The organism is Pseudomonas sp. BIOMIG1BAC (assembly GCF_001705995.2).
GTDB classification, from domain to species: domain Bacteria; phylum Pseudomonadota; class Gammaproteobacteria; order Pseudomonadales; family Pseudomonadaceae; genus Aquipseudomonas; species Aquipseudomonas sessilinigenes.
The window spans coordinates 249654-269083 of record NZ_CP049045.1 but is presented as its reverse complement, the minus strand read 5'-3'; the positions used below and the strand labels follow the sequence as shown (position 1 = coordinate 269083).

24 protein-coding genes and 1 pseudogene are annotated in these 19430 nt (G+C 65.0%); 16 read left to right on the top strand and 9 right to left on the bottom strand.

The genetic code is table 11. The annotated features are described in order from the left end of the window. Window positions 1–45: 45 nt before the first annotated feature. From ATY02_RS01285 to ATY02_RS35880, 3 genes and pseudogenes are all read left to right on the top strand, one after another. Window positions 46–591: a gamma carbonic anhydrase family protein gene (locus tag ATY02_RS01285; RefSeq protein WP_068578075.1), complete on the top strand. Its 546-nt coding sequence runs from the start codon at window positions 46–48 to the stop codon at window positions 589–591. Window positions 592–619: 28 nt separating this feature from the next. After that, the gene (locus tag ATY02_RS01280; RefSeq protein ID WP_068578073.1) at window positions 620–1270 is read left to right on the top strand and encodes an HAD family hydrolase; all 651 of its coding nucleotides are present in this window, start codon (window positions 620–622) and stop codon (window positions 1268–1270) included. 20 nt (window positions 1271–1290) lie between these two features. Next, window positions 1291–1377 (top strand): annotated as a pseudogene (locus ATY02_RS35880) (transposase); the annotation flags it as partial. A 64-nt stretch (window positions 1378–1441) separates the two neighbouring features. Here ATY02_RS35880 and ATY02_RS01270 read toward each other — a convergent pair. Beyond that, the gene (locus ATY02_RS01270) at window positions 1442–2521 is read right to left on the bottom strand and encodes an aminopeptidase (protein WP_068578071.1); all 1080 of its coding nucleotides are present in this window, start codon (window positions 2519–2521) and stop codon (window positions 1442–1444) included. A 59-nt stretch (window positions 2522–2580) separates the two neighbouring features. Here ATY02_RS01270 and ATY02_RS01265 point away from each other — a divergent pair, with 59 nt between their 5' ends. Both ATY02_RS01265 and ATY02_RS01260 read left to right on the top strand, forming a co-directional pair. Beyond that, complete coding sequence (locus ATY02_RS01265) at window positions 2581–2997, top strand: hypothetical protein (protein ID WP_068578069.1); 417 nt, start codon at window positions 2581–2583, stop codon at window positions 2995–2997. Window positions 2998–3044: 47 nt separating this feature from the next. Beyond that, complete coding sequence (locus ATY02_RS01260; RefSeq protein ID WP_068578067.1) at window positions 3045–3464, top strand: hypothetical protein; 420 nt, start codon at window positions 3045–3047, stop codon at window positions 3462–3464. A 6-nt stretch (window positions 3465–3470) separates the two neighbouring features. Here ATY02_RS01260 and ATY02_RS01255 read toward each other — a convergent pair whose 3' ends face one another. Together ATY02_RS01255 and ATY02_RS01250 are read right to left on the bottom strand one after the other, a co-directional pair. Then, the gene (locus ATY02_RS01255) at window positions 3471–3704 is read right to left on the bottom strand and encodes a DUF1161 domain-containing protein (protein ID WP_022642240.1); all 234 of its coding nucleotides are present in this window, start codon (window positions 3702–3704) and stop codon (window positions 3471–3473) included. A gap of 143 nt (window positions 3705–3847) precedes the next feature. Next, entirely contained in the window at window positions 3848–4279 is a 432-nt protein-coding gene (locus ATY02_RS01250; RefSeq protein ID WP_068578065.1) for an OsmC family protein, read from the bottom strand. Window positions 4280–4517: 238 nt separating this feature from the next. Between ATY02_RS01250 and ATY02_RS01245 the strand changes: the two genes are divergently transcribed. Continuing rightward, window positions 4518–5519, top strand: coding sequence for an LLM class flavin-dependent oxidoreductase (locus tag ATY02_RS01245; RefSeq protein WP_068578063.1), 1002 nt, complete (start codon window positions 4518–4520; stop codon window positions 5517–5519). A 73-nt stretch (window positions 5520–5592) separates the two neighbouring features. On the opposite strand, the gene ATY02_RS01240 is transcribed toward ATY02_RS01245, so the two are convergent. Next, window positions 5593–5817 (bottom strand): DUF1161 domain-containing protein, encoded by a 225-nt coding sequence (locus tag ATY02_RS01240; protein ID WP_068578061.1) that lies wholly within the window; start codon window positions 5815–5817, stop codon window positions 5593–5595. Between the two features lie 134 nt (window positions 5818–5951). Then, window positions 5952–6167 (bottom strand): dodecin, encoded by a 216-nt coding sequence (locus ATY02_RS01235; RefSeq protein WP_022642236.1) that lies wholly within the window; start codon window positions 6165–6167, stop codon window positions 5952–5954. 157 nt (window positions 6168–6324) lie between these two features. Here ATY02_RS01235 and ATY02_RS01230 point away from each other — a divergent pair, with 157 nt between their 5' ends. After that, window positions 6325–6651: a DUF883 family protein gene (locus tag ATY02_RS01230; protein ID WP_068578059.1), complete on the top strand. Its 327-nt coding sequence runs from the start codon at window positions 6325–6327 to the stop codon at window positions 6649–6651. A gap of 23 nt (window positions 6652–6674) precedes the next feature. Here ATY02_RS01230 and ATY02_RS01225 read toward each other — a convergent pair whose 3' ends face one another. Beyond that, complete coding sequence (locus ATY02_RS01225; protein ID WP_068578057.1) at window positions 6675–7568, bottom strand: LysR family transcriptional regulator; 894 nt, start codon at window positions 7566–7568, stop codon at window positions 6675–6677. Between the two features lie 124 nt (window positions 7569–7692). Here ATY02_RS01225 and trpB point away from each other — a divergent pair, with 124 nt between their 5' ends. The 3 genes from trpB to ATY02_RS01210 all read left to right on the top strand — a co-directional run bounded on the left by trpB (window position 7693) and on the right by ATY02_RS01210 (window position 10294). After that, entirely contained in the window at window positions 7693–8913 is a 1221-nt protein-coding gene (gene trpB, locus ATY02_RS01220) for a tryptophan synthase subunit beta (RefSeq protein WP_022642233.1), read from the top strand. After that, window positions 8913–9725 (top strand): tryptophan synthase subunit alpha, encoded by an 813-nt coding sequence (trpA, locus tag ATY02_RS01215; RefSeq protein ID WP_068578055.1) that lies wholly within the window; start codon window positions 8913–8915, stop codon window positions 9723–9725. Before trpB ends, trpA begins: the two co-directional genes overlap by 1 nt. Window positions 9726–9847: 122 nt before the next feature. Further along, window positions 9848–10294 carry an RcnB family protein gene (locus tag ATY02_RS01210; RefSeq protein ID WP_068578053.1) on the top strand — a complete coding sequence of 149 codons (447 nt, stop codon included), beginning with the start codon at window positions 9848–9850 and terminating at the stop codon, window positions 10292–10294. Window positions 10295–10333: 39 nt separating this feature from the next. On the opposite strand, the gene ATY02_RS01205 is transcribed toward ATY02_RS01210, so the two are convergent. Next, window positions 10334–10660 (bottom strand): DOPA 4,5-dioxygenase family protein, encoded by a 327-nt coding sequence (locus ATY02_RS01205; RefSeq protein ID WP_068578051.1) that lies wholly within the window; start codon window positions 10658–10660, stop codon window positions 10334–10336. A gap of 82 nt (window positions 10661–10742) precedes the next feature. On the opposite strand from ATY02_RS01205, the gene ATY02_RS01200 reads away from it, so the two are divergent. After that, window positions 10743–11402, top strand: coding sequence for an NAD(P)-dependent oxidoreductase (locus ATY02_RS01200; protein WP_068578048.1), 660 nt, complete (start codon window positions 10743–10745; stop codon window positions 11400–11402). A gap of 3 nt (window positions 11403–11405) precedes the next feature. Here ATY02_RS01200 and ATY02_RS01195 read toward each other — a convergent pair whose 3' ends face one another. Continuing rightward, a complete protein-coding gene (locus ATY02_RS01195) occupies window positions 11406–12404 on the bottom strand; it encodes a LysR family transcriptional regulator (RefSeq protein ID WP_068578046.1) in 999 nt (332 codons plus the stop codon). A gap of 214 nt (window positions 12405–12618) precedes the next feature. Between ATY02_RS01195 and ubiA the strand changes: the two genes are divergently transcribed. Together ubiA and ATY02_RS01185 are read left to right on the top strand one after the other, a co-directional pair. Next, entirely contained in the window at window positions 12619–13557 is a 939-nt protein-coding gene (gene ubiA, locus ATY02_RS01190) for a 4-hydroxybenzoate octaprenyltransferase (protein ID WP_068578043.1), read from the top strand. A 59-nt stretch (window positions 13558–13616) separates the two neighbouring features. Beyond that, window positions 13617–14096: a DoxX family protein gene (locus ATY02_RS01185; RefSeq protein ID WP_068578041.1), complete on the top strand. Its 480-nt coding sequence runs from the start codon at window positions 13617–13619 to the stop codon at window positions 14094–14096. Here ATY02_RS01185 and ATY02_RS01180 read toward each other — a convergent pair. Then, window positions 14062–15012 (bottom strand): choline sulfate utilization transcriptional regulator, encoded by a 951-nt coding sequence (locus ATY02_RS01180; protein ID WP_068578039.1) that lies wholly within the window; start codon window positions 15010–15012, stop codon window positions 14062–14064. The two genes, ATY02_RS01185 and ATY02_RS01180, sit on opposite strands and share 35 nt — an antisense overlap. Before the next feature lie 114 nt (window positions 15013–15126). Here ATY02_RS01180 and betC point away from each other — a divergent pair, with 114 nt between their 5' ends. The 3 genes from betC (at window position 15127) to ATY02_RS01165 (ending at window position 19350) form a co-directional block, all read left to right on the top strand. After that, window positions 15127–16641 carry a choline-sulfatase gene (gene betC / locus ATY02_RS01175; RefSeq protein ID WP_068578038.1) on the top strand — a complete coding sequence of 505 codons (1515 nt, stop codon included), beginning with the start codon at window positions 15127–15129 and terminating at the stop codon, window positions 16639–16641. A gap of 22 nt (window positions 16642–16663) precedes the next feature. After that, complete coding sequence (gene choX, locus ATY02_RS01170; protein WP_068578036.1) at window positions 16664–17596, top strand: choline ABC transporter substrate-binding protein; 933 nt, start codon at window positions 16664–16666, stop codon at window positions 17594–17596. Between the two features lie 185 nt (window positions 17597–17781). Next, window positions 17782–19350, top strand: a complete 1569-nt coding sequence (locus ATY02_RS01165) for a SulP family inorganic anion transporter (protein WP_068578034.1) — start codon at window positions 17782–17784, stop codon at window positions 19348–19350. Window positions 19351–19430: the final 80 nt, after the last annotated feature.

Here is a 19430-nt window from a genome sequence, read left to right as displayed (position 1 = left end):
GGCAGCTATAGACCCCATTAATAAATCTCAGGGAGGCACTCGCACTTGGCTATTCGCACCTATCAGGCCCACACGCCGAAACTCGGCGAACGGGCCTTCGTCGACCACTCGGCGGTGGTCATCGGCGACGTCGAGATCGGCGCCGACAGCTCGGTCTGGCCCCTGACCGTGATCCGCGGCGACATGCACCGCATCCGCATCGGCGCCCGCACCAGCGTGCAGGATGCCAGCGTGCTGCACATCACCCACGCCGGCCCGTTCAACCCCGAGGGTTTCCCGCTGTTGATCGGCGATGACGTGACCATCGCCCACAAGGTCATGCTCCATGGCTGCAGCATCGGCAGCCGGGTGCTGATCGGCATGGGCAGTATCGTCATGGACGGTGCGGTGGTGGAGGATGACGTGATGGTCGGCGCCGGCAGCCTGGTCCCCCCCGGCAAGCGCCTGGCCAGCGGCTTCCTCTACGTCGGCAGCCCGGTGAAACAAGTGCGCGCCCTGACCGACAAGGAACGCGCGTTCTTCACCTACAGCGCCGGCAACTACGTGAAGCTCAAGGACCAGCACCTGGCCGAAGGCTACGACCGGCCCTGATCAACCGTTGCACAGCCCAGGAATTCCCATGCATTACCAAACCGTATTGTTCGACCTCGACGGCACCCTCACCGATCCCCGCGAAGGCATCACCCGCTCGATCCAGTTCGCTCTGGGCAAGCTGGGCATCGACGAACCGGACCTCACCAAGCTCGAACACTTCATCGGCCCACCGTTGCTGCAGGCCTTCATGCAGTTCTATGGCTTCGACGAAGCCCGGGCCTGGGACGCGGTGAATTTCTATCGCGAACGCTTCAAGGTCACCGGCCTGTACGAGAACCGTGTCTTCGACGGCGTCATGCCGCTGCTCGAGACCCTCGGCGGCCAGGGCCGGCAGCTGTACATCGCCACCTCCAAACCCTGGGTGTTCGCCCGGGAGATCGCCCGCCACTTCGACTTCGCCAAGCACTTCAAGGTGATCTACGGCAGCGAGCTGGACGGCACCCGCACCGACAAGGTGGAGCTGATTGCCCACCTGCTGGAGCAGGAACGCCTGGACCCGGCCGACACCCTGATGATCGGCGACCGCAAGCACGACCTGATCGGTGCGAGGCGCAACGGCCTGGACGCGGCAGCGGTGGGTTACGGCTTCGGCAGCCACGAGGAACTGAGCGCCGAGGCACCGGCCTATCACTTCCAGACCCTGGAGCAACTGCACCAGGCCTTCCTGCAACGCTGAACCGAGCGCATCGCGGGCCAGCACGCCAACCCGTGGCCAACCCGTTACGCGCGGGGCTGGTGAAACGGGTTGGCGACTCTGCGCTTTGGGATGCGATCTGGATTTGACGATCCGGCCTCATCGCGGGCAAGCCTGGCTCCTACGAAAGCAAACGTATTGCTTGGCGTGTTTCTAGAGGCCACCCATCAGGGCTTTGAGCGCCGCCTTGCGCTTATCGGCCGGCTGGCGGCCGAGCTTTTCAACCGCCGCGTAGAAGGCTGGCCAGTCGCCGTGCTCCTCCTTGAACAGTGCGGCGAACGCTGGCACCCACTGGTCGTACAGACCGAAAGGCAAGAGCCGGGCGTTGTTCATGGGGGCGTCGATCCAGGCGTCGTAGCGATTGGCGCCGGCCCATTGGCTGTCCCGTAGGTGGCGATAGTCCTGGCGCATCCGCTCGAACTCCAGGGCCTTGCGTTGGCGCATCTGCTCGGCGGGCAGGGGCAAGGCATAGAGCTGTTCCAGGCGCTTGCGGGTGTCGAGCACCAACTGGGTCAACTGGTCGCGCTGGCGCAATGCGTTATCGGTGGACGCAGGCAACCCGCGATAGGCGCGCCACTGCCGGGTGCCTTCCTGCTCGACGAAGGTGGCGAAGGACTCGTTGAACTCGGTGTCGTCCTTCACATAGAAGCGCTGGTGGGCCAGTTCGTGAAAGATCAGGGTGGCCAGGCGCTCGTCGCCCCAATGGGTCATCGAGCTGATGATCGGATCGTCGAACCAGCCCAGGGTGGAATAGGCTTCGACCCCACCGATGGTCACGTCCATGCCCTTTTGCTGCAACAGCGCCGCCTCGCCCCGGGCCGCTCCCTGGCTGTAGTAGCCGCGATAGGCCACGCAACCGGCGATGGGGAAACAATGGGTTTGCGGGGCCAGGGAAAACTCCGGCGTGGCGAACACATTCCACACCACGTATTGCCGGCCGATATCGACGTACAGCCGATAGCTGCGGTTGTCCGGCAGGTGCAAGTGCTCGCTGGCGAACGTGCGGGCCCGCTGCGACTGGGCCAGGTGGGCAAGCAGGGTAGCATCGCGGGATGGATCGGCCAGCACCTGGGCCACAGGTACGCGCGAGCGCAGCAACTGCCATTGGCCACTGGCCAGCTGGCTGTAGTAGCCAGCACTGCTGCAACCGTTGAGCAATAAAAGCACCAGGGGCGGAAACCAAAAGCGCAAAACGCGATCAAGTACCCCATGGCTTGGACACGGCCTATTCAAATCGAATCATCCAGAGAGAGTCTGCCCGCAAGACTATCTCGCCTGCCTGGAGTTTCGCCATGCGCGTGTTGCTGCTGACCACCGGTTTACTGGCCCTCAACGGTTGCGCGGGCCTGCCCGACCCTGACCCGACGCAAGCCTGGATCGACCTCGCCCCACCCCGGGACACCCAGCTGCAAGCCCTGAAAGTGGATGCCAAAGGCGCCGAGGACCCACGTTACTTCCAGGTCCAGCCGGGCAGCCATGAGCTGATCCTGCGCTACCAGTTCGCCGTGGCGCCCGGCAACATCGGCGGCGATGCCGAGGAACCGTTGTGGCGCGACTGTCGGTTGAATGTGAAATTCGCCGGATTCAACGCTGGCCAGCGTTATCAGGTGCGCGCCGGCAATATCGGCTTCCATCCCTGGGCCAGGCTCTACGACGAGCAGCACACCCTGCTGGGCAAGGCGCAACCGGCAGGCTGCCAGCGCAGTTGATCGGCGTTATGCTGGAAGCCCCCTCTCCGACCTGGCTTCCTTACGTCATGCGCCTGCCCCTGCTGGTCCTTGCCCTTACTACCCTCACCGCCTGCAGCACGCCGCTGCCCAGCGTCGACCCGCAACAGGCCTGGATCGACCTGGCCACCCCGGTGCCCGGTGGCAAGCTGATCATGGCCGAACGCCTGGATAACCAACGCCTGAGCGATGGCCGGTTCTTCCAGGTCACTCCCGGCAGCCACGAACTGATGGTGCGTTTCGATTTCGAGGTGTTCGCCGGCGGCATGGGCATGACCACCGACCCACAAGAGCGGCTGTGCTACCTGAGCCTGCGCTATGACCACTTCCAGGCCGGCCAGCGCTACCGGCTGGAAGCCCGCAACCTGGCGTTCACCCCCAGCGCCCGGCTGTACAACGCCCAGCGCGAGATCGTCGCCGAGGAGCGGATGGTCAATTGCGTGCCGTGAGCCGCTTCAGCGATCGTTCTTCTGGTAGATGATCTTCTTGGTGCCGTTCTCACAGCTGCCGACCACCATGTTGTCGTCGTGGACCTCGTCGTTGGTGACGATTTCCAGGGTGTAGGAGGAGACGCCCCGGGCCTGGATCTTGGCTTCGATCTCGGCCTTGAGTTCCTCGCAGGGCTTGGGCGCGGCCAGGGCCGATGTGGCCAGCGCACAACTTGCTACCGCCAAGGCAAAACGTTTCATGATTGCAAACTCCCTTGATGCGGCGCGTGCGAACGCACACTCAAGCCGCAGTCCGGTATTCGACCACATTTTCCATGACCCGGTTCTGAACTGGCGCACAGCCTGGGCGTGCCGGCTCCCGATGCAGGAACCGGCGACCACGGTCAGCCGAGCAGGGTCGCGTCCAGCGTGATGCTGGCCTTGAGCACCTTGGATACCGGGCAACCGTCCTTGGCCTTGCGGCTCAGCTCGTCGAACTGTTGCTGGCTGGCCCCCGGGATCCTGGCCTTGAGGACCAGGTGCACCGCAGTGATGGCAAAACCGCCATCGACCTGGTCCAGGGTCACCTCGGCCTGGGTATCGATACTCTCGGCCTTGAGCCCGGCCTCGCCGAGGATCATGGAAAACGCCATGGAGAAGCAGCCGGCATGGGCCGCGCCGATCAGTTCTTCCGGGTTGGTTCCCCTGCCGCCTTCGAAACGCGCCTTGAAGCCGTAGGGAGCCTCGCGCAGAACCCCGGTTTCAGTGGAGATCGAGCCGATCCCGGTTTTCAGGTCGCCTTCCCAATGGGCCGAAGCCTTTTTCTTGATAGCCATCTGTCTCTCCTCAACGCCGCGGCACGGGAGCGCACCGCCATGATTTCCCGCATCTCAAGGGTTGTGAGGATAGATGCCACGGTAAAGTTCAGCCGGTGTGAGCGGACCATTTACCCGACAAATTCACTCTGGCTATTGAAACTCGGGTATATGCCCACATTGCATAGGTCTGACTTACAAACTTCGGCAGGTTTTGGCCCATGACAAAAGCCTGCACATCCCAAGGAGACGCAGGCTTATGAAACCGCTGTCCGCTGTGAAGTTCTCGACCCTCGACCTGGTGCCCGTGCGTGAAGACGGCAGCCCGGCCCAATCCCTGCACAACTCCCTGGACCTGGCCCAGCATGTGGAGAAGTTCGGCTATACCCGGTTCTGGGTCGCCGAGCACCACAACATGGACGGCATCGCCAGCTCCGCCACTTCGGTGCTCATCGGCTACCTGGCCGGTGGCACCTCGACCATCCGCGTCGGCTCTGGCGGGGTCATGCTGCCCAACCATGCGCCGCTGGTGATCGCCGAACAGTTCGGCACCCTGGAAAGCCTGTACCCGGGCCGCATCGACCTGGGCCTGGGCCGTGCCCCGGGCTCGGACCAGATGACCGCGCGAGCCCTGCGCCGCGAGCGTTCCGGCAGCGCCGACGACTTCCCCGAGGACGTAGCCGAGTTGATGGCCTACCTGGGCCCGCGCTCCCCGGAGCAGCGGGTGATCGCGATGCCCGGTACCGGCAGCAACGTGCCGGTATGGCTGCTGGGCTCCAGCCTGTTCAGCGCGCAGCTGGCCGGGGAGCGGGGCCTGCCCTACGCCTTCGCCTCGCACTTCGCACCGCGCTACATGCATGAGGCGATCCGCGTGTACCGCAATCACTTCAAGCCTTCGGCGGTACTCGACAAACCCTACGTGATGCTCGGGGTACCGCTGGTGGCCGCCGATACCGACGAGCAGGCCGACTACCTGGCGACCTCGGTGTACCAGCGTATCCTCGCCCTGATGCGCGGCCAGAGCCTGGTCCAGCGCAAGCCGGTCAAGAGCATGGACGGCCTGTGGCTGCCCCACGAGAAGGAAGCGGTGGGCAGTTTCCTCGGCCTGGCGATGATCGGCAGCCCGGCGAAGATCCGCGCCAAGCTGGAAGTGCTGGTGGAGCAGACCGGCGCTGACGAGCTGATCTTCACTTGCGACCTCTACGAGCACGCCGACCGCCTGCACTCCTACGAGCTGCTGTCTCAGGTGATGAAGGGCTGAGCAGGCCTGGATCCCGGGCACAAAAAAGCCGACGCTTGGCGTCGGCTTGGTTTTTTCTGGAGGCTACAAGGGATCAACCGCGCTTGTAGACAATCTCCTTGGTACCGGCTTCGCAGGAGCCGACCACCTTGCCATCCGCCGCAGCGCCCTTGTCGACCACTTCCAGCGAGTAGTGGGCGACGCCCTTGGCATCGAGCTTCGCGGCAATTTCGCCCTTGAGCTCCTCGCATGGCTTGCCGGCAGCAAGGGCAGTTCCCGCAAGACTGAACAAAGCAGCAGCTAAAACTAGTTTTTTCATCGGTCACATTCCCTGGTCGGATCAAAAGAGGCGGCGTGGACGCCAGCCTGACAGAGGCTCAAGACAGTTGTAGCGCTTTGCCATTTCCTATGGCACTCGGCCAGCGCACAAGTTCCAGAGCCTAGCTCAAGCCCTCAACTATTGGCAATGCGGAAGCCGACCTTGAGGGTGACCTGGAAATGCGCCGCCTTGCCGTCCTTGATATGGCCACGGGTCTCGGTGACTTCGAACCACTCCAGGTGCTTGATGCTCTTGTGCGCCTCGGCCAGCGCGTTATTGATCGCGTCTTCGATGCTGTTGGGCGAAGAACCGACCAGTTCGACCTTCTTGTAGGTGTGATGATCACTCATGGCACTCTCCTTTTCCGGTGATGAACTAAAGCCTAGCAGTGATTGCCTGGGGCACTTGTGACGCCTTATCTCAGGGGCAATTCAGATTTTCTGCACTTTCCCAAGGCCGTGCAGTCGGAACCTACACACCTCATCACCCCGTTGCAGGAGAGCCCACATGGCCAATTCGTCGTCACGCAAAGCCTCGTTGGAAAGTATGGAAGCCGAGATCGAGAGCCTGCTCAAATCCCTGGAAAGCCTCAAGGATGATGCTTCCGAAGAGTCGCGCAAAACCCTCAAGACGCTCAAGAGCAATGCCGAAAGCGCGCTGAAACACTCGCGCAGCCTGCTCAGCGATGCCTATGAAGAGGTCAAGGTGAAAACCCGCGAGACCGGGATCGCCACCCGCGACTACGCCCAGGAACACCCCTGGACCACCGCCGGCGTCGCCGTCGGGGCCATTGGCCTGCTGGCCGCCTACCTGTTGTGCAAGCGCAACAACTGAGTCCAGCTCCCCCACAGCAGAACTCAAGCCGGCTGGCGCAGCTCGGTCTTCAACCACTGCGCCAGCTGCCGGGCGCGCCCGTCGGCGGCGCGCTTGGGCGACCATAGCGCCAGCTGTCCTGGGGTATCGCAAAAACCCCAGGGCGCCACCAGCCGACCCGCCAGCAAGTCCTCGGCCACCAAGGGTTCCGGGGCGATCGCCACCCCCAGCCCGGCCACCGCCGCCTCCAGCAAGTAATACAGATGCTCGAACCCCTGGCCGTAATTCAGTGCCTCGGGGGCAATGCCGTTGCGCCGTGCCCAACTGGGCCAGGCCTGGGGTCGGGAGGTGGTGTGCAACAGCGGCTCAACCGCCAGGGCCGCCGCCGGGGCCTGGTGCAGGCGCGGATAACCGGCGTAGCGCGGGCTGAGCACCGGGCCGATGCGTTCGCTGGCCAGCTCATGTACCTGCATGTCCGCCGGCCAGGGCGGCTCGGCGAAAACCAGCAGGGCATCCAGCCCTGGCCGCCGTGGGTCCAGATCGCCTTCGCCGGCGGACAGGTGCAGGCGCAGGTCCGGCAAGTCGGCATTCAGCCGGCCCAGGCGCGGAATCAACCAACGCGCCAACAGGCTGCCGGAACAACCGAGGACGAAAGGCGCATCGGCGCTGCCTTGAGTGAGCTCGGCACAAACATCCCGCAACCGCTCGAAGGCCTCACTGCTGGCGTCCCGCAGGCGAACCCCGGCATCTGTGAGTTTAATGCCACGTCCATCCTTGCTGAAAAGGCTCAGCCCCAAGTGTTCCTCAAGCACCTTCAATTGCCGGCTGACCGCACCGTGGGTGACATGCAGCTGCTCGGCGGCCTGGCTGACGCTGTTCAACCGGGCGGTGGCTTCGAAGGCCCGCAGGGCATTCAGGGGGGGCAGGTCGCGGCTCATTTGACTTGTGAGTTTTCCTGACAGGTTGTGGCGATCTTATCGGTTTTCAGGGCCCGGTGGCAGGGGTAGAGTGGGGTCCATTGTTTCCACGCTTTCTTCCACGAATCCATCCGGGAGCGCTCCAATGACCCAGTCCCAATTGCGTAATGGTCCTGACGAAAACGGCCTGTTCGGCGGGTTCGGCGGCCGTTATGTCGCAGAAACCCTGATGCCGCTGATCCTCGACCTGGCCCGTGAATACGAAAAGGCCAAGCAGGACCCCAAGTTCCTCGAAGAGCTGGCCTATTTCCAGCGCGACTACGTGGGCCGTCCCAGCCCGCTGTACTTCGCCGAGCGCCTGACCGAACACTGCGGCGGCGCCAAGATCTACCTCAAGCGTGAAGAGCTCAACCACACCGGCGCGCACAAGATCAACAACTGCATCGGCCAGATCCTCCTGGCCAAGCGCATGGGCAAGCAGCGCATCATCGCCGAGACCGGCGCCGGCATGCACGGCGTGGCCACCGCCACCGTGGCCGCGCGCTTCGGCCTGCAATGCGTGATCTACATGGGCACCACCGACATCGAGCGCCAGCAGGCCAACGTGTTCCGCATGAAGCTGCTGGGCGCCGAGGTGATCCCGGTCGTGGCCGGCACCGGCACCCTCAAGGATGCGATGAACGAAGCCCTGCGCGACTGGGTAACCAATGTCGACAACACCTTCTACCTGATCGGCACCGTGGCTGGCCCCCACCCGTATCCCGCCATGGTTCGCGACTTCCAGGCAGTGATCGGCAAGGAAACCCGCGAGCAGATGCAGGCCCACGAAGGTCGCCTGCCGGACAGCCTGGTGGCATGCATCGGCGGCGGCTCCAACGCCATGGGCCTGTTCCATCCGTTCCTCGATGACCAGGGCGTGCAGATCATCGGCGTCGAGGCCGCGGGCCACGGCATCGAGACCGGCAAGCACGCCGCCAGCCTCAACGGCGGGGTGCCTGGCGTACTGCACGGCAACCGCACCTTCCTGCTGCAGGACGACGACGGCCAGATCATCGACGCCCACTCGATTTCTGCCGGCCTGGACTATCCCGGCATCGGCCCGGAACACGCCTGGCTGCATGACATCGGCCGGGTCGAGTACACCTCCATCACCGATACCGAGGCCCTCGAGGCATTCCACCAGTGCTGCCGCCTGGAAGGCATCATCCCGGCGCTGGAGTCCTCCCACGCCCTGGCAGAAGTATTCAAGCGCGCACCCAACCTGCCCAAGGACCACCTGATGGTGGTCAACCTCTCGGGCCGTGGCGACAAAGACATGCAGACCGTGATGCACCACATGCAACAGTCCCAGCAGGAGAAACACTGATGAGCCGCCTGCAAACGCGCTTTGCCGAACTCAAGGAACAGAACCGCGCCGCCCTGGTGACCTTCATCACCGCCGGTGATCCGAACTACGACACGTCCCTGGCGATCCTCAAGGGCCTGCCGGCCGCTGGCGCCGACGTGATCGAACTGGGCATGCCCTTCACCGACCCCATGGCCGACGGCCCGGCGATTCAGCTCGCCAACATCCGAGCCCTGGGCGCCAAGCAAAACCTGGCGAAAACCCTGCAGATGGTCCGCGAGTTCCGCGTGGACAACAGCGACACGCCGCTGGTGCTGATGGGCTACTTCAACCCGATCCACCACTACGGCGTACCGCGCTTCATCGCCAATGCCAAGGCTGCCGGGGTCGATGGCCTGATCGTGGTGGACATTCCGCCGGAACATAACAGCGAGCTGTGCGACCCGGCCCAGGCCGCGGGCATCGATTTCATCCGCCTGACCACGCCGACCACCGACGACGCGCGCCTGCCCAAGGTGCTCGATGGCAGCTCGGGGTTCGTCTACTACGTGTCGGTGGCCGGGGTGACCGGCGCCGGTGCCGCGACCCTGGAACATGTGGAGCAGGCCGTGGCCCGCCTGCGCCGGCATACCGACCTGCCCATCAGCATCGGCTTCGGCATCCGCACCCCGGACCAGGCCGCGGCCATCGCCCGCCTCGCCGACGGCGTGGTAGTGGGCTCGGCGCTGATCGATCACATCGCCAGCGCCGAAACTCCCGCCCAGGCCGTGGACGGTGTACTGAGCCTGTGCTCGGCGCTGTCCGAGGGCGTGCGCAAGGCCCGCGCCAACTGAAGGTAAAGTTCCTGATACAGAGGAATCTCACCCTCTGGACGCAGACTAAACTGGCAAGACCGAGGGTTTCGGGACCACAGTCCTGAAACCCTTTTTGCTGTGTGTGCTGCGAGGAACACCTGATGAAAATCTCCAAGCGTCTGATTGCCGGTGCCGCGTTGCTGATGTTCAGCGCCGGCCCAATGCTGCAGGTCATGGCCGATGAACGCGATGGCCATGAGCGTGGCGGACCACAGCAGGAGCATTGGGACCACCGTGGCGAGGAGCACCGTGAGGGCCCGGGCTACGATCACCGTGGGGGCCCGCCCCGGGATTTCGGCCCGGTGCGCCAGACCATTCGCGACAACCGGGGCTACTTCGTGCGGGGCGCGCCACCACCGCGCGGGATCCACCTGGTACGCGGCGAACGCCTGCCCCGGGGCTACTACGGCGAACGCCTGGACAGTCGGGCACTGTCGCGCCTACCGGTCTACCCCGGTTATGAATGGCGACGCATGGGTGCCGATGTCTTCCTGATCGAGGTCGGCACCGGCATCGTCTATGACATCCTCGACGGCGTGCTCTACTGAACGTCCCATCACCGAGCCGGCTCCCTCGGGGCCGGCTGCTCAGAACACCGTCAAGTCCAGAGGCCGCAGCGCGCCCATCCAGATCGCATGGTCGGTGTGATCCCGTAGCTCATCGCCGGTTTCCGGGTGCAGGAACACCACCAGCCCTTGGCGATTGAGCGCCAACCAGGGCACCACCTGGCCGAACAGTTCCGGCCCAAAGGCCAGCTGGCAGCTCCAGTCCGGATGTGGCCCGACTTGCCGCTCGTGGACCCGGCCCATGCGCAGGTCGAACAAGTGCGCCGCCTGCTCGCACAAGGCCCGGGCCTGGTCGATGGTGCTGGCGTCAAAATAGACATGGGCGTGATAGCCCTTGATTCGTTGCATGCAAACCCTCGCGATAAAAGACGAACCCTCAGGACCCGCCACAGGTCACAAGCCTACCTGTAGTAAACAAGGAGGCCCGGCCATGAAAAATGCCGAAACCCCAGTGGTCAAGCTGGCGCTCTATGGTGCCATGAGCAGCCTGGGCAGTGCGCTGATGGCGGAGAGCCTGAGGCGCCAGCATGAAGTCATCGCCATACTCGACGATCTCACCGCCCTGGCCCCGCGCCCAGGCTTGCGCGCCAAGGGCGGCAACCTGTTCGATGCCCACGGCGTGCAGCAGAGCGTAGCCGGCTGCTCGGCGGTGATCTGCCTGCTGGATGCTCCCGGCCTGCCGGGCAGTGCGATCCCGGGCAGGATCGCCGATCCGCTGGCCCAGGTGCAGGCCGCCGATGCACTGGTTGCAGGCCTGCAGGCCGCCCAGGTGCAGCGGCTGGTCCTGGTGGGGAATTTCGCGATTCTCGACGATCCGCCCGCATACACCAGCCTGCCCCATCACGCCGCCGGGGAGATCCTCGAGGCCCTGCACAGCAGTCCCCTGGACTGGACCCTGGTCAACGCCCCGCGCTCCGTGGCCGGGCTGGGCATCGAACACTTCAACCAGGTAGGGGACAGCCTCGAACCCGGGCTCGCCGAACTCCTGCGGCGGCTCAACGGCGTGGCCGTGGGCATCAATGACGAGCTGCATCTGAATCTGCACCTGCGTGAGCATGTGGAGTTCATCGGCATCCACGAAAACGCTTGATGCTCAGGACTGGGGGGCCAGGGTCGCCGCCACGTCCAGCAGCTGCCGGCGCAACCACAGATGGGCCGGATCGGCATCGTTGCGCCCATGCCAGATCGCCAACAGTGGCGAGGGTTCGACCGCCAGCGGCAACGGCCGTTGGCACAGGCCCAAGCGCTGCTCCAGGTCCCGGGCCAGGGGTTGCGGCACGATCGCCACCAGAGGCGACTGCTCCAGCAATTGCGGCAGCACCAGGGAGTGGGGCAGGGTGACCTTGTACCGGGGCCGGCGGTCGATCGCCGCCATGGCCTGCTCCAGTTGCTGGCGATGGAACATCTCCGACTGCCGGGCAATACCCCGCTCGAGGATGTAGCCGTTGACCGCGCCTTCCTCCTGGCCACCGACCGAGAGGATCACCAAGGGGCAGTCCGCCAGCGCCTGTAGCGTCACCTGCGGCAACTCGAGCAGCGGGTGATCGGGGCACATCAGCAACACATCCCGCTGCTCCCACAGGCAGGCGCTGTGCACCCGGCTCGGCAGCTCGGCGAACATGCCGATGGCCAGGTCGATGCGCCCGACATCGATCTGTTCGGCCAGGTCCAGGCGGGTCGAGGGCCGGACCACCAGATCCACCCCCGGCGCCTGCCGGGCCAGGCGCTGCAGCAATGGCGCCAGCAGCACCGAACTCAGGTAGTCGTTGCTCGCCAGGGTGAAGGTGCGCACGGCGCTGGCCGGGTCGAAGGCCTCCACGCCCACGGTGCGCTGGATGCTCAGCAGCGCCTCGCGCAAAGGGCCGGCAATCGCCTCGGCCCGGGCCGAGGGCTGCATGCCCCGGGCGGTGCGGATGAACAGCTCGTCCTGCAGGGATTCGCGCAGCCGGGTCAGGGCATGGCTGACCGCCGACTGGCTCAAGTGCAGGCGTTTGCTGGCCAGGAGGATGCTGCGGTCCTCATAGACGGCAGCGAAAACCCGCAGCAGGTTGAGGTCGAAACGGGGGAGGCCGGGCACTTCGTCACGGAGCATATTGCATATCCTGCAGGAGGCTATTGCGGATTGTTCGCTTGCCGCCAGGGGCGGGCGCGGGCAACTTTAGCAGCATCCGACAAGCAACCAGAGCGCCTCGAAAACCATCGCGGCGCTCACGCTGGCGGCTTGCCCGACGTTTGCTGCAAACCCTTTGGAAGCGATGGTTTCCAGGGCCTTGCAGCCGCCATGGAAGACCACCCTGGAACCGCACATGAGCCCACCCTGCAACCGACCGCTCGCGCCGCCCGACACCACCGATCTCAATGACATTCCTGCCAGGGACTGGGTCGCGACCCGGCTACCCCGCACCTGGCAACCCTATGCCCGGCTGATGCGCCTGGACCGCCCCATCGGCACCTGGCTGACCCTGCTACCGGCCCTGGCCGCGCTGCTGCTGTCTGCCGGACGAGTCCCGGAGGTCCGCCTGGTGCTGGTATTTACCCTGGGCGCCGTGCTGATGCGCAGTGCCGGTTGCAGCATCAACGACATCCTCGACCGCCGCTTCGACGCCCAGGTCAACCGCACCCGCCAACGCCCACTGGCCAACGGCTCGTTGAGCCTGCGTCAAGCGCTGGCCTGCCTGGGCATCCAGTTGCTGCTGGCGGCGGCCCTGCTGTTGACCCTGCAACCCCTCACGGTGCTATTGGCCCTGTGCTGCCTGCCCCTGACCCTGATCTATCCACTGCTCAAGCGCTTCACCCACTGGCCCCAAGCCTTCCTCGGCGCGGTGTTCAACTGGGGCGTGCTGATGGCCAGCGTAGAGACCACCGGCACCCTGCAACCCAGTGCCCTGGCGCTGTGGCTTGGCTGCCTGTTCTGGCAACTGGGCTACGACACCCTGTACGCCTACAGCGACCGCGAAGACGACCTGAGAATGGGCCTGCGCTCCACCGCCACGCTGTTCGCGGGGCACGGCAAGGCCTGGATCGCCGGCTTCTACGCCACGACCCTGGTGTGCTGGTGCATAGCGGGAGTCCTGGCCGGGGCCAGCCCCGGGTTCTTCATCCTGCTGTTGCCCATTGCCCTGTCCCTGGCCTACCAGCTCGGCCAGTTCAGCCCGGATGATCCCGGCCCCTGCAACCAGCTGTTTCGTAGCAACTGCCACATTGGCGTCCTGCTGCTGGCCGGGGCCTCGGTGGCCATCGTCTAGCCACGGCTTTGGCCATACCCGCAACAACCACGACCTCCAACCCCACAAGGACTTGTCATATGCCTGCCCGTTCGCTCGCCCCAAGAAACGCCTCGCCAGCCCCACGCCCCCTGCCGGACCAGTGGGCCGCACTGCTGCTACGCCTGGCCCTGGGCACCATGTACATCGCCCATGCCTTGTTCAAGATCCTGGTCCTGGGCTGGCCCGGGGTCATCAAGCTGTTCAGCCTCACCGGCATGCCCGAGTGGATGACCTACCCGGCCGTAGCCGCGGAACTGCTGGGCGGCTTGCTGCTGATCCTGGGGATCGGCGTGCGCTGGGTGGCCCTGGCGCTGTTGCCGATGCTGCTGGGGGCCATTGCCTTCGTCCATGGCGCCCACGGCTGGATCTACACCAGCCCGGGCGGTGGCTGGGAGTACCTGGCCTTCCTGGCAGTGGTATCGCTGGCGCTGGTATGCCTGGGCAATGGCGCGCTGTCCCTGGCAGAGCTGTTCAAGGCCCCGGCTAAAGGGCAATGGATGGCAACGCCAGCCCCTTGAGGGTCTGGGCGCTGGCGGCCTGCTCGGCCATCAACCAATCGACGAAGCGCTGGATCAACGGCCCCCGGCGCTTACGCTGGGGCAGCACCACGTAATAGCCGTAGCTGGAAATCACCGTCTCGGCGATAGGCCGGCACAACAGGCCCTGGGCCAGCAGGTCGTCCACCAGGTGGCGCCAGCCGATGGCCACGCCCTGGCCACCGATCGCCGCCTGGATCAACAGGGTGTAGTTATCGAAGCGCAACTGCCCCGGCGCTGGCGCGGAGGCGATACCCAGTTCGCGAAACACTCCGCTCCAGTCGAACCAGTGGCTGCTGGCCTCGCCGCGCAAGTGCAGCAATGGCAATTGCAAAAGCGCTTGGGCGGGCAGGGGCAAGGTGCGCTCCTTGAGCAATGCCGGGCTGCACACTGCGAACACTTCTTCGTTGAACAGCCAGCGGCTTTCCCCATGCTTGAAGCGCCCATCACCGAACAACACCGCCACGTCGATATCGCTGCGCAAGGTGGCGTGGCTGCGTTCGCTGGTCACCAGGCTGACATCCACCTGCGGGTTGGCGGCATGGAAGCGGTGCAGGCGCGGCATCAGCCAGTAGGCTGCGAAGGCAAAGTCCGTCGCCACTTGCAGCACCTCATGCTGGTGCTGCTGGCCGATGGCATTCAAGCCTGCCTCGATGCACTGCAGGCCGGCCTGTACGTGCTCCAGCAACAGGGAGCCCGCCTCGGTCAGTTCGATACCACGGTAGATCCGATCGAACAGGCGAACCTCCAGTTGCTCCTCCAGGCGCTTGATCTGCTGGCTGACGGCGGGCTGGGTGGTACCCAGCTCTACCGCTGCGGCAGTGAAGCTATGCAAGCGGGCCGCTGCTTCGAACACTCGCAGCAGGTCCAGGGACAGGTCACCCAGGGCTTCATGCATAAGCTGTGCTTATCCTAGTCATTGTCGTGCATGGGCTTTACCGCCATCGGTGGGGAAATCATCCTCGATCGCAGCAATCTCGCATAACCATCGACTATGGAATGCCGCGATCCCATGAAGCGCAAGAACATTCTTTTCATCATGGCCGACCAGATGGCCGCGCCCTTGCTGCCGTTCTACGGCCCGTCACCGATCCAGCTGCCCCACCTGAGCCGCCTGGCCGCGCAAGGCGTGGTGTTCGAGGCGGCCTACTGCAACAGCCCGTTGTGTGCACCCTCGCGTTTCACCCTGGTCAGCGGCCAATTGCCCAGCAAGATCGGCGCCTACGACAACGCCGCCGACTTTCCCGCCGATGTACCGACCTACGCCCACTACCTGCGGCGCCTGGGCTACCGCACGGCGCTGTCGGGCAAGATGCACTTTTGCGGCCCGGACCAGTTGCACGGCTATGAAGAGCGCCTGACCAGCGACATCTACCCCGCCGACTACGGCTGGGCGGTGAACTGGGACGAGCCCGACGTGCGCCCCAGTTGGTACCACAACATGTCCTCGGTGCTGCAGGCCGGGCCCTGCGTGCGCACCAACCAGCTGGACTTCGACGAGGAGGTGCTGTTCAAGGCCCGGCAATACCTGTTCGACCATGTCCGCGAGGCCGGCGACCGGCCGTTCTGCCTGACCGTGTCGATGACCCATCCCCACGATCCGTACACCATTGCCAAGGCCTACTGGGACCTGTATCGCGACGAGCAGATCCCCATGCCCCAGGCACTGCCCCAGGACCAGCAGGACCCGCATTCCCAACGCCTGCTCAAGGTCTACGACCTGTGGGACAAACCACTGCCCGAGAACAAGATCCGCGATGCCCGGCGAGCCTACTTCGGTGCCTGCAGCTACATCGACGACAACGTCGGCCAACTGCTGCAGACCCTGGAGGAAACCGGCCTGGCGGACGACACCATCGTGGTGTTCTCCGGCGACCACGGCGACATGCTGGGCGAACGTGGCCTCTGGTACAAAATGCACTGGTTCGAAATGGCCGCCCGGGTGCCGCTGCTGATTCATGCCCCGGGGCAGTTCGCCGCCAGCCGGGTCAGCCAGGCGGTGTCCACCGCCGACCTGCTGCCGACCCTGGTCGAGTTGGCCGGTGGCGCCCTGGAACCTGACCTGCCCTTGGACGGCCGCTCCCTGCTGCCGCACCTGCGAGGGCGGGGCGGGCATGACGAGGTGTTCGGCGAATACATGGCCGAAGGCACCGTCGGCCCGTTGATGATGATCCGCCGCGGCGCCTACAAATTCATCTACAGCGAGGATGACCCGTGCCTGCTGTTCGATGTGGCCAACGACCCTCACGAACGCGAGGAACTGTCCCGCTCAGCGGCGCATCGCCAACTGTTCGCCGACTTTCTCCAGGAAGCCCGCAGCCGCTGGGACATGCCACGGATCCACCAACAAGTACTCGCCAGCCAGCGGCGTCGGCGCTTCGTCGCCACGGCCCTGGGCATCGGCAAGCTCAAGAGCTGGGACCACCAGCCGCTGGTGGACGCCAGTGCGCAGTACATGCGCAACCACATCGACCTCGATGACCTGGAGCGCAAGGCTCGTTATCCACAACCCTGCCAAGACCAATGACAAACAATCGAAGGGGAAGCGCATGCAGAAGTTATCCACAGCAGTGATCGCCACGCTGGTGCTCTTGGCCAACGCACCGGCCTGGGCCGAGCCTGGATGCGAGACGGTGAAGATGGCCGACCCGGGCTGGAGCGACATCGCCGCCACCAACGCCATCACCGGCTTGTTGCTCGAGGGCCTGGGCTACAAGCCCAAGGTCGATACCCTGGCGGTGCCGATCATTTTCGGCGGGCTCAAGGATGGCCGGGTGGACGTGTTCCTGGGCAACTGGATGCCGGCGCAGCAGGGCTTCCATGACAAGTTCGTGGCCAACGGCGATGTCACCCGGCTGGCACGGAACCTGGAGGGCACCCAGTTCACCCTGGCCGTGCCGGACTATGTATGGGACGCCGGGGTGCATGACTTCAACGACCTGAACAAATACGCCGAACAGCACCCCCAGGAGGTCGACAGGAAACTCTACGGCATCGGCTCCGGAGCTCCGGCCAACCTGTCGTTGCAGGAGATCATCAAGAACAACGACTTCGCCCTGGGCCAGTGGAAGCTGGTGGAATCCAGCGAGCAGGCGATGCTCGCCGAAGTGTCGCGGGCGGTGAAAAAGCACAAGTTCGTCACCTTCCTCGGCTGGACCCCGCACCCGATGAACGTGCAACTGAACATGCGCTACCTCACGGGGGGCGAGAAGTACTTCGGCGCCAGCGGCAGCGTCTACACCCTGACCCGCAAGGGTTATGCACAGGCCTGCCCGAATGTCGCCAGGCTGCTGGACAACCTGAGCTTCACCCAGGACATGGAGAACAGCATCATGGCCGAGGTGGTCAACCGCAAGATCAGCAACGCCGAGGCCGCCAAGGCCTGGATCAAGGCCAACCCGGCGGTGCTGGACCAATGGCTGGACGGGGTGAAGACCCTCGACGGCAAGGATGCGCTGCCAGCCGTGCAAGCCCGCCTCTAGCCCCCATCGTAGGAGCGAGGCTTGCCCGCGAGGGGCTACGCAGTAGCCCCAAGACCTGCGCACGCGTTGCCTCTGAAAGAACTCGTGGCCTGGGCTGGTCGCCCCCCTTGCTCCTACAGGAGTGGGGTAAGCCCAGCGGCAATGCTTTACCCTGAAACCTCTGAACAAGCCGACCGCGAGGACCCATGGCCTGGCCCAACCGCCATTCACTGTTGCCTTTTCTCGGCTGGCTGCCGCGCCAGACCCGTGCCAGCGTCGGGCGCGACCTGCTGGTGGGGCTGAGCGGCGCGATCCTCGCCCTGCCGCAATCGATCGCCTACGCCCTGATCGCCGGCCTGCCACCGGAATACGGGCTGTACGCGGCCATCGTCCCGGTGCTGGTGGCCTGCCTGTGGGGTTCGTCCTGGCACCTGATCTGCGGCCCCACGGCGGCCATCTCCATTGTCCTCTACGCCAGCGTCAGCCCCCTGGCCGTACCGGCCTCCGAGGACTACATCACGCTGATCCTGCTCCTGACCCTGCTGGCCGGCGTCTTCCAGTGGCTGCTGGGGATGCTGCGCTTCGGCGCCCTGGTGAACTTCGTCTCGCATTCGGTGGTGCTGGGCTTCACCCTTGGTGCAGCGGTGGTCATTGCCCTGGGCCAGTTGCCCAGCCTGATGGGCCTGGACCTGCCGAACCAGGCCACCGCCCTCGCGAGCCTCGGCCAGCTGTTACAGCACCTGGACCACCTCGACCGCCCCTCCTTGCTGCTGGGGCTCGGCACCCTGGCACTGGGGGTCGGCTTCAAGCTGCTGGCCCCGCGCTGGCCGGGCCTGCTGCTGAGCCTGGTCATCAGCGCACTGGTGCCCTGGCTGCTGCCGGGGCTGTTTGCTCATGTGCAGTTGGTGAGTGCCTTCGCCGGCCGGCTACCGCCCCTGACCTCGCTGCCGCTGGACCTGGAACTGATCCTGCGGCTGCTGCCCAGTGCCGTGGCAGTCGGCATGCTGGGGCTGGTGACCAGCTTGTCGATCGCCCGCTCGCTGTCAGCCCGCTCGGAACAGCTGCTGGATGCCAACCAGGAGGTACGCGCCCAGGGCCTGTCGAACATCGTCGGGGCCTTCTTCTCCGGCTACCTGTCCTCCGGCTCCTTCACCCGCTCGGGGCTGAGCTACGAGGCCGGCGCCCGCTCGCCCCTGGCCGGGGTGTTCTCGGCACTGTGGGTGGCGCTGTTCGCGGTGGCCGGCGCCGGGCTGATCGCCCATATCCCGATCCCGGCCATGGCCGGCAGCATCCTGCTGATCTGCTGGGGGCTGGTGGATCACCGGGCCATCCGCGCCTTGTTCCGGGTCAGTCGCGCCGAATTCGTGGTGATGAGCCTGACCTTCGTCGCCACCTTGCTCCTGGAATTGCAGACCGCGATCTATGCCGGGGTCCTGGCGTCGCTGTTCTTCTACCTCAAGCGCACCTCGCAGCCCCGGGTGCAGCACAGTCGCGAAGGCGATGAGGATATTTTGCGGGTCGGGGGCTCGATCTTCTTCGGGGCCAGTCACTACCTGCAGGTGCAGATGCAGCGCTGCCACGGGGCAAGACTGGTGATCGACGCGCGGCAGATCAACTTCATCGACTATTCGGGGGTCGAGATGCTGCACCAGGAAGCGCGCCGGCTCAGGCGCCAGGGCCGCAGCCTGACCCTGCGCCGGGCGCGGGCCTCGGTGATCGAGGAATTGAGGAAGCTCGAAGGCGCGGAGCAGTGCCCGATCCACTTTGAGGATTGAGCACCGGTTGCTGCGGGGTCATAGCGGTGGCGCTATCGCGGGCAAGCCGGATCGCCGCCCGCTCGCTCCTACGGGGATTG

Coding starts and splice junctions, on each gene's coding strand:
- ATY02_RS01265 (WP_068578069.1), top strand. CDS start 2,581: ATGCGCGTGTTGCTGCTGACCACCGGTTTACTGGCCCTCAACGGTTGC.
- ATY02_RS01180 (WP_068578039.1), bottom strand. CDS start 15,012: ATGCATGAAGCCCTGGGTGACCTGTCCCTGGACCTGCTGCGAGTGTTC.
- ubiA (WP_068578043.1), top strand. CDS start 12,619: ATGAGCCCACCCTGCAACCGACCGCTCGCGCCGCCCGACACCACCGAT.
- ATY02_RS01235 (WP_022642236.1), bottom strand. CDS start 6,167: ATGAGTGATCATCACACCTACAAGAAGGTCGAACTGGTCGGTTCTTCG.
- ATY02_RS01260 (WP_068578067.1), top strand. CDS start 3,045: ATGCGCCTGCCCCTGCTGGTCCTTGCCCTTACTACCCTCACCGCCTGC.
- ATY02_RS01210 (WP_068578053.1), top strand. CDS start 9,848: ATGAAAATCTCCAAGCGTCTGATTGCCGGTGCCGCGTTGCTGATGTTC.
- ATY02_RS01165 (WP_068578034.1), top strand. CDS start 17,782: ATGGCCTGGCCCAACCGCCATTCACTGTTGCCTTTTCTCGGCTGGCTG.
- ATY02_RS01195 (WP_068578046.1), bottom strand. CDS start 12,404: ATGCTCCGTGACGAAGTGCCCGGCCTCCCCCGTTTCGACCTCAACCTG.
- choX (WP_068578036.1), top strand. CDS start 16,664: ATGCAGAAGTTATCCACAGCAGTGATCGCCACGCTGGTGCTCTTGGCC.
- ATY02_RS01250 (WP_068578065.1), bottom strand. CDS start 4,279: ATGGCTATCAAGAAAAAGGCTTCGGCCCATTGGGAAGGCGACCTGAAA.
- ATY02_RS01230 (WP_068578059.1), top strand. CDS start 6,325: ATGGCCAATTCGTCGTCACGCAAAGCCTCGTTGGAAAGTATGGAAGCC.
- ATY02_RS01240 (WP_068578061.1), bottom strand. CDS start 5,817: ATGAAAAAACTAGTTTTAGCTGCTGCTTTGTTCAGTCTTGCGGGAACT.
- trpB (WP_022642233.1), top strand. CDS start 7,693: ATGACCCAGTCCCAATTGCGTAATGGTCCTGACGAAAACGGCCTGTTC.
- ATY02_RS01245 (WP_068578063.1), top strand. CDS start 4,518: ATGAAACCGCTGTCCGCTGTGAAGTTCTCGACCCTCGACCTGGTGCCC.
- ATY02_RS01225 (WP_068578057.1), bottom strand. CDS start 7,568: ATGAGCCGCGACCTGCCCCCCCTGAATGCCCTGCGGGCCTTCGAAGCC.
- ATY02_RS01185 (WP_068578041.1), top strand. CDS start 13,617: ATGCCTGCCCGTTCGCTCGCCCCAAGAAACGCCTCGCCAGCCCCACGC.
- trpA (WP_068578055.1), top strand. CDS start 8,913: ATGAGCCGCCTGCAAACGCGCTTTGCCGAACTCAAGGAACAGAACCGC.
- betC (WP_068578038.1), top strand. CDS start 15,127: ATGAAGCGCAAGAACATTCTTTTCATCATGGCCGACCAGATGGCCGCG.
- ATY02_RS01205 (WP_068578051.1), bottom strand. CDS start 10,660: ATGCAACGAATCAAGGGCTATCACGCCCATGTCTATTTTGACGCCAGC.
- ATY02_RS01280 (WP_068578073.1), top strand. CDS start 620: ATGCATTACCAAACCGTATTGTTCGACCTCGACGGCACCCTCACCGAT.
- ATY02_RS01255 (WP_022642240.1), bottom strand. CDS start 3,704: ATGAAACGTTTTGCCTTGGCGGTAGCAAGTTGTGCGCTGGCCACATCG.
- ATY02_RS01200 (WP_068578048.1), top strand. CDS start 10,743: ATGAAAAATGCCGAAACCCCAGTGGTCAAGCTGGCGCTCTATGGTGCC.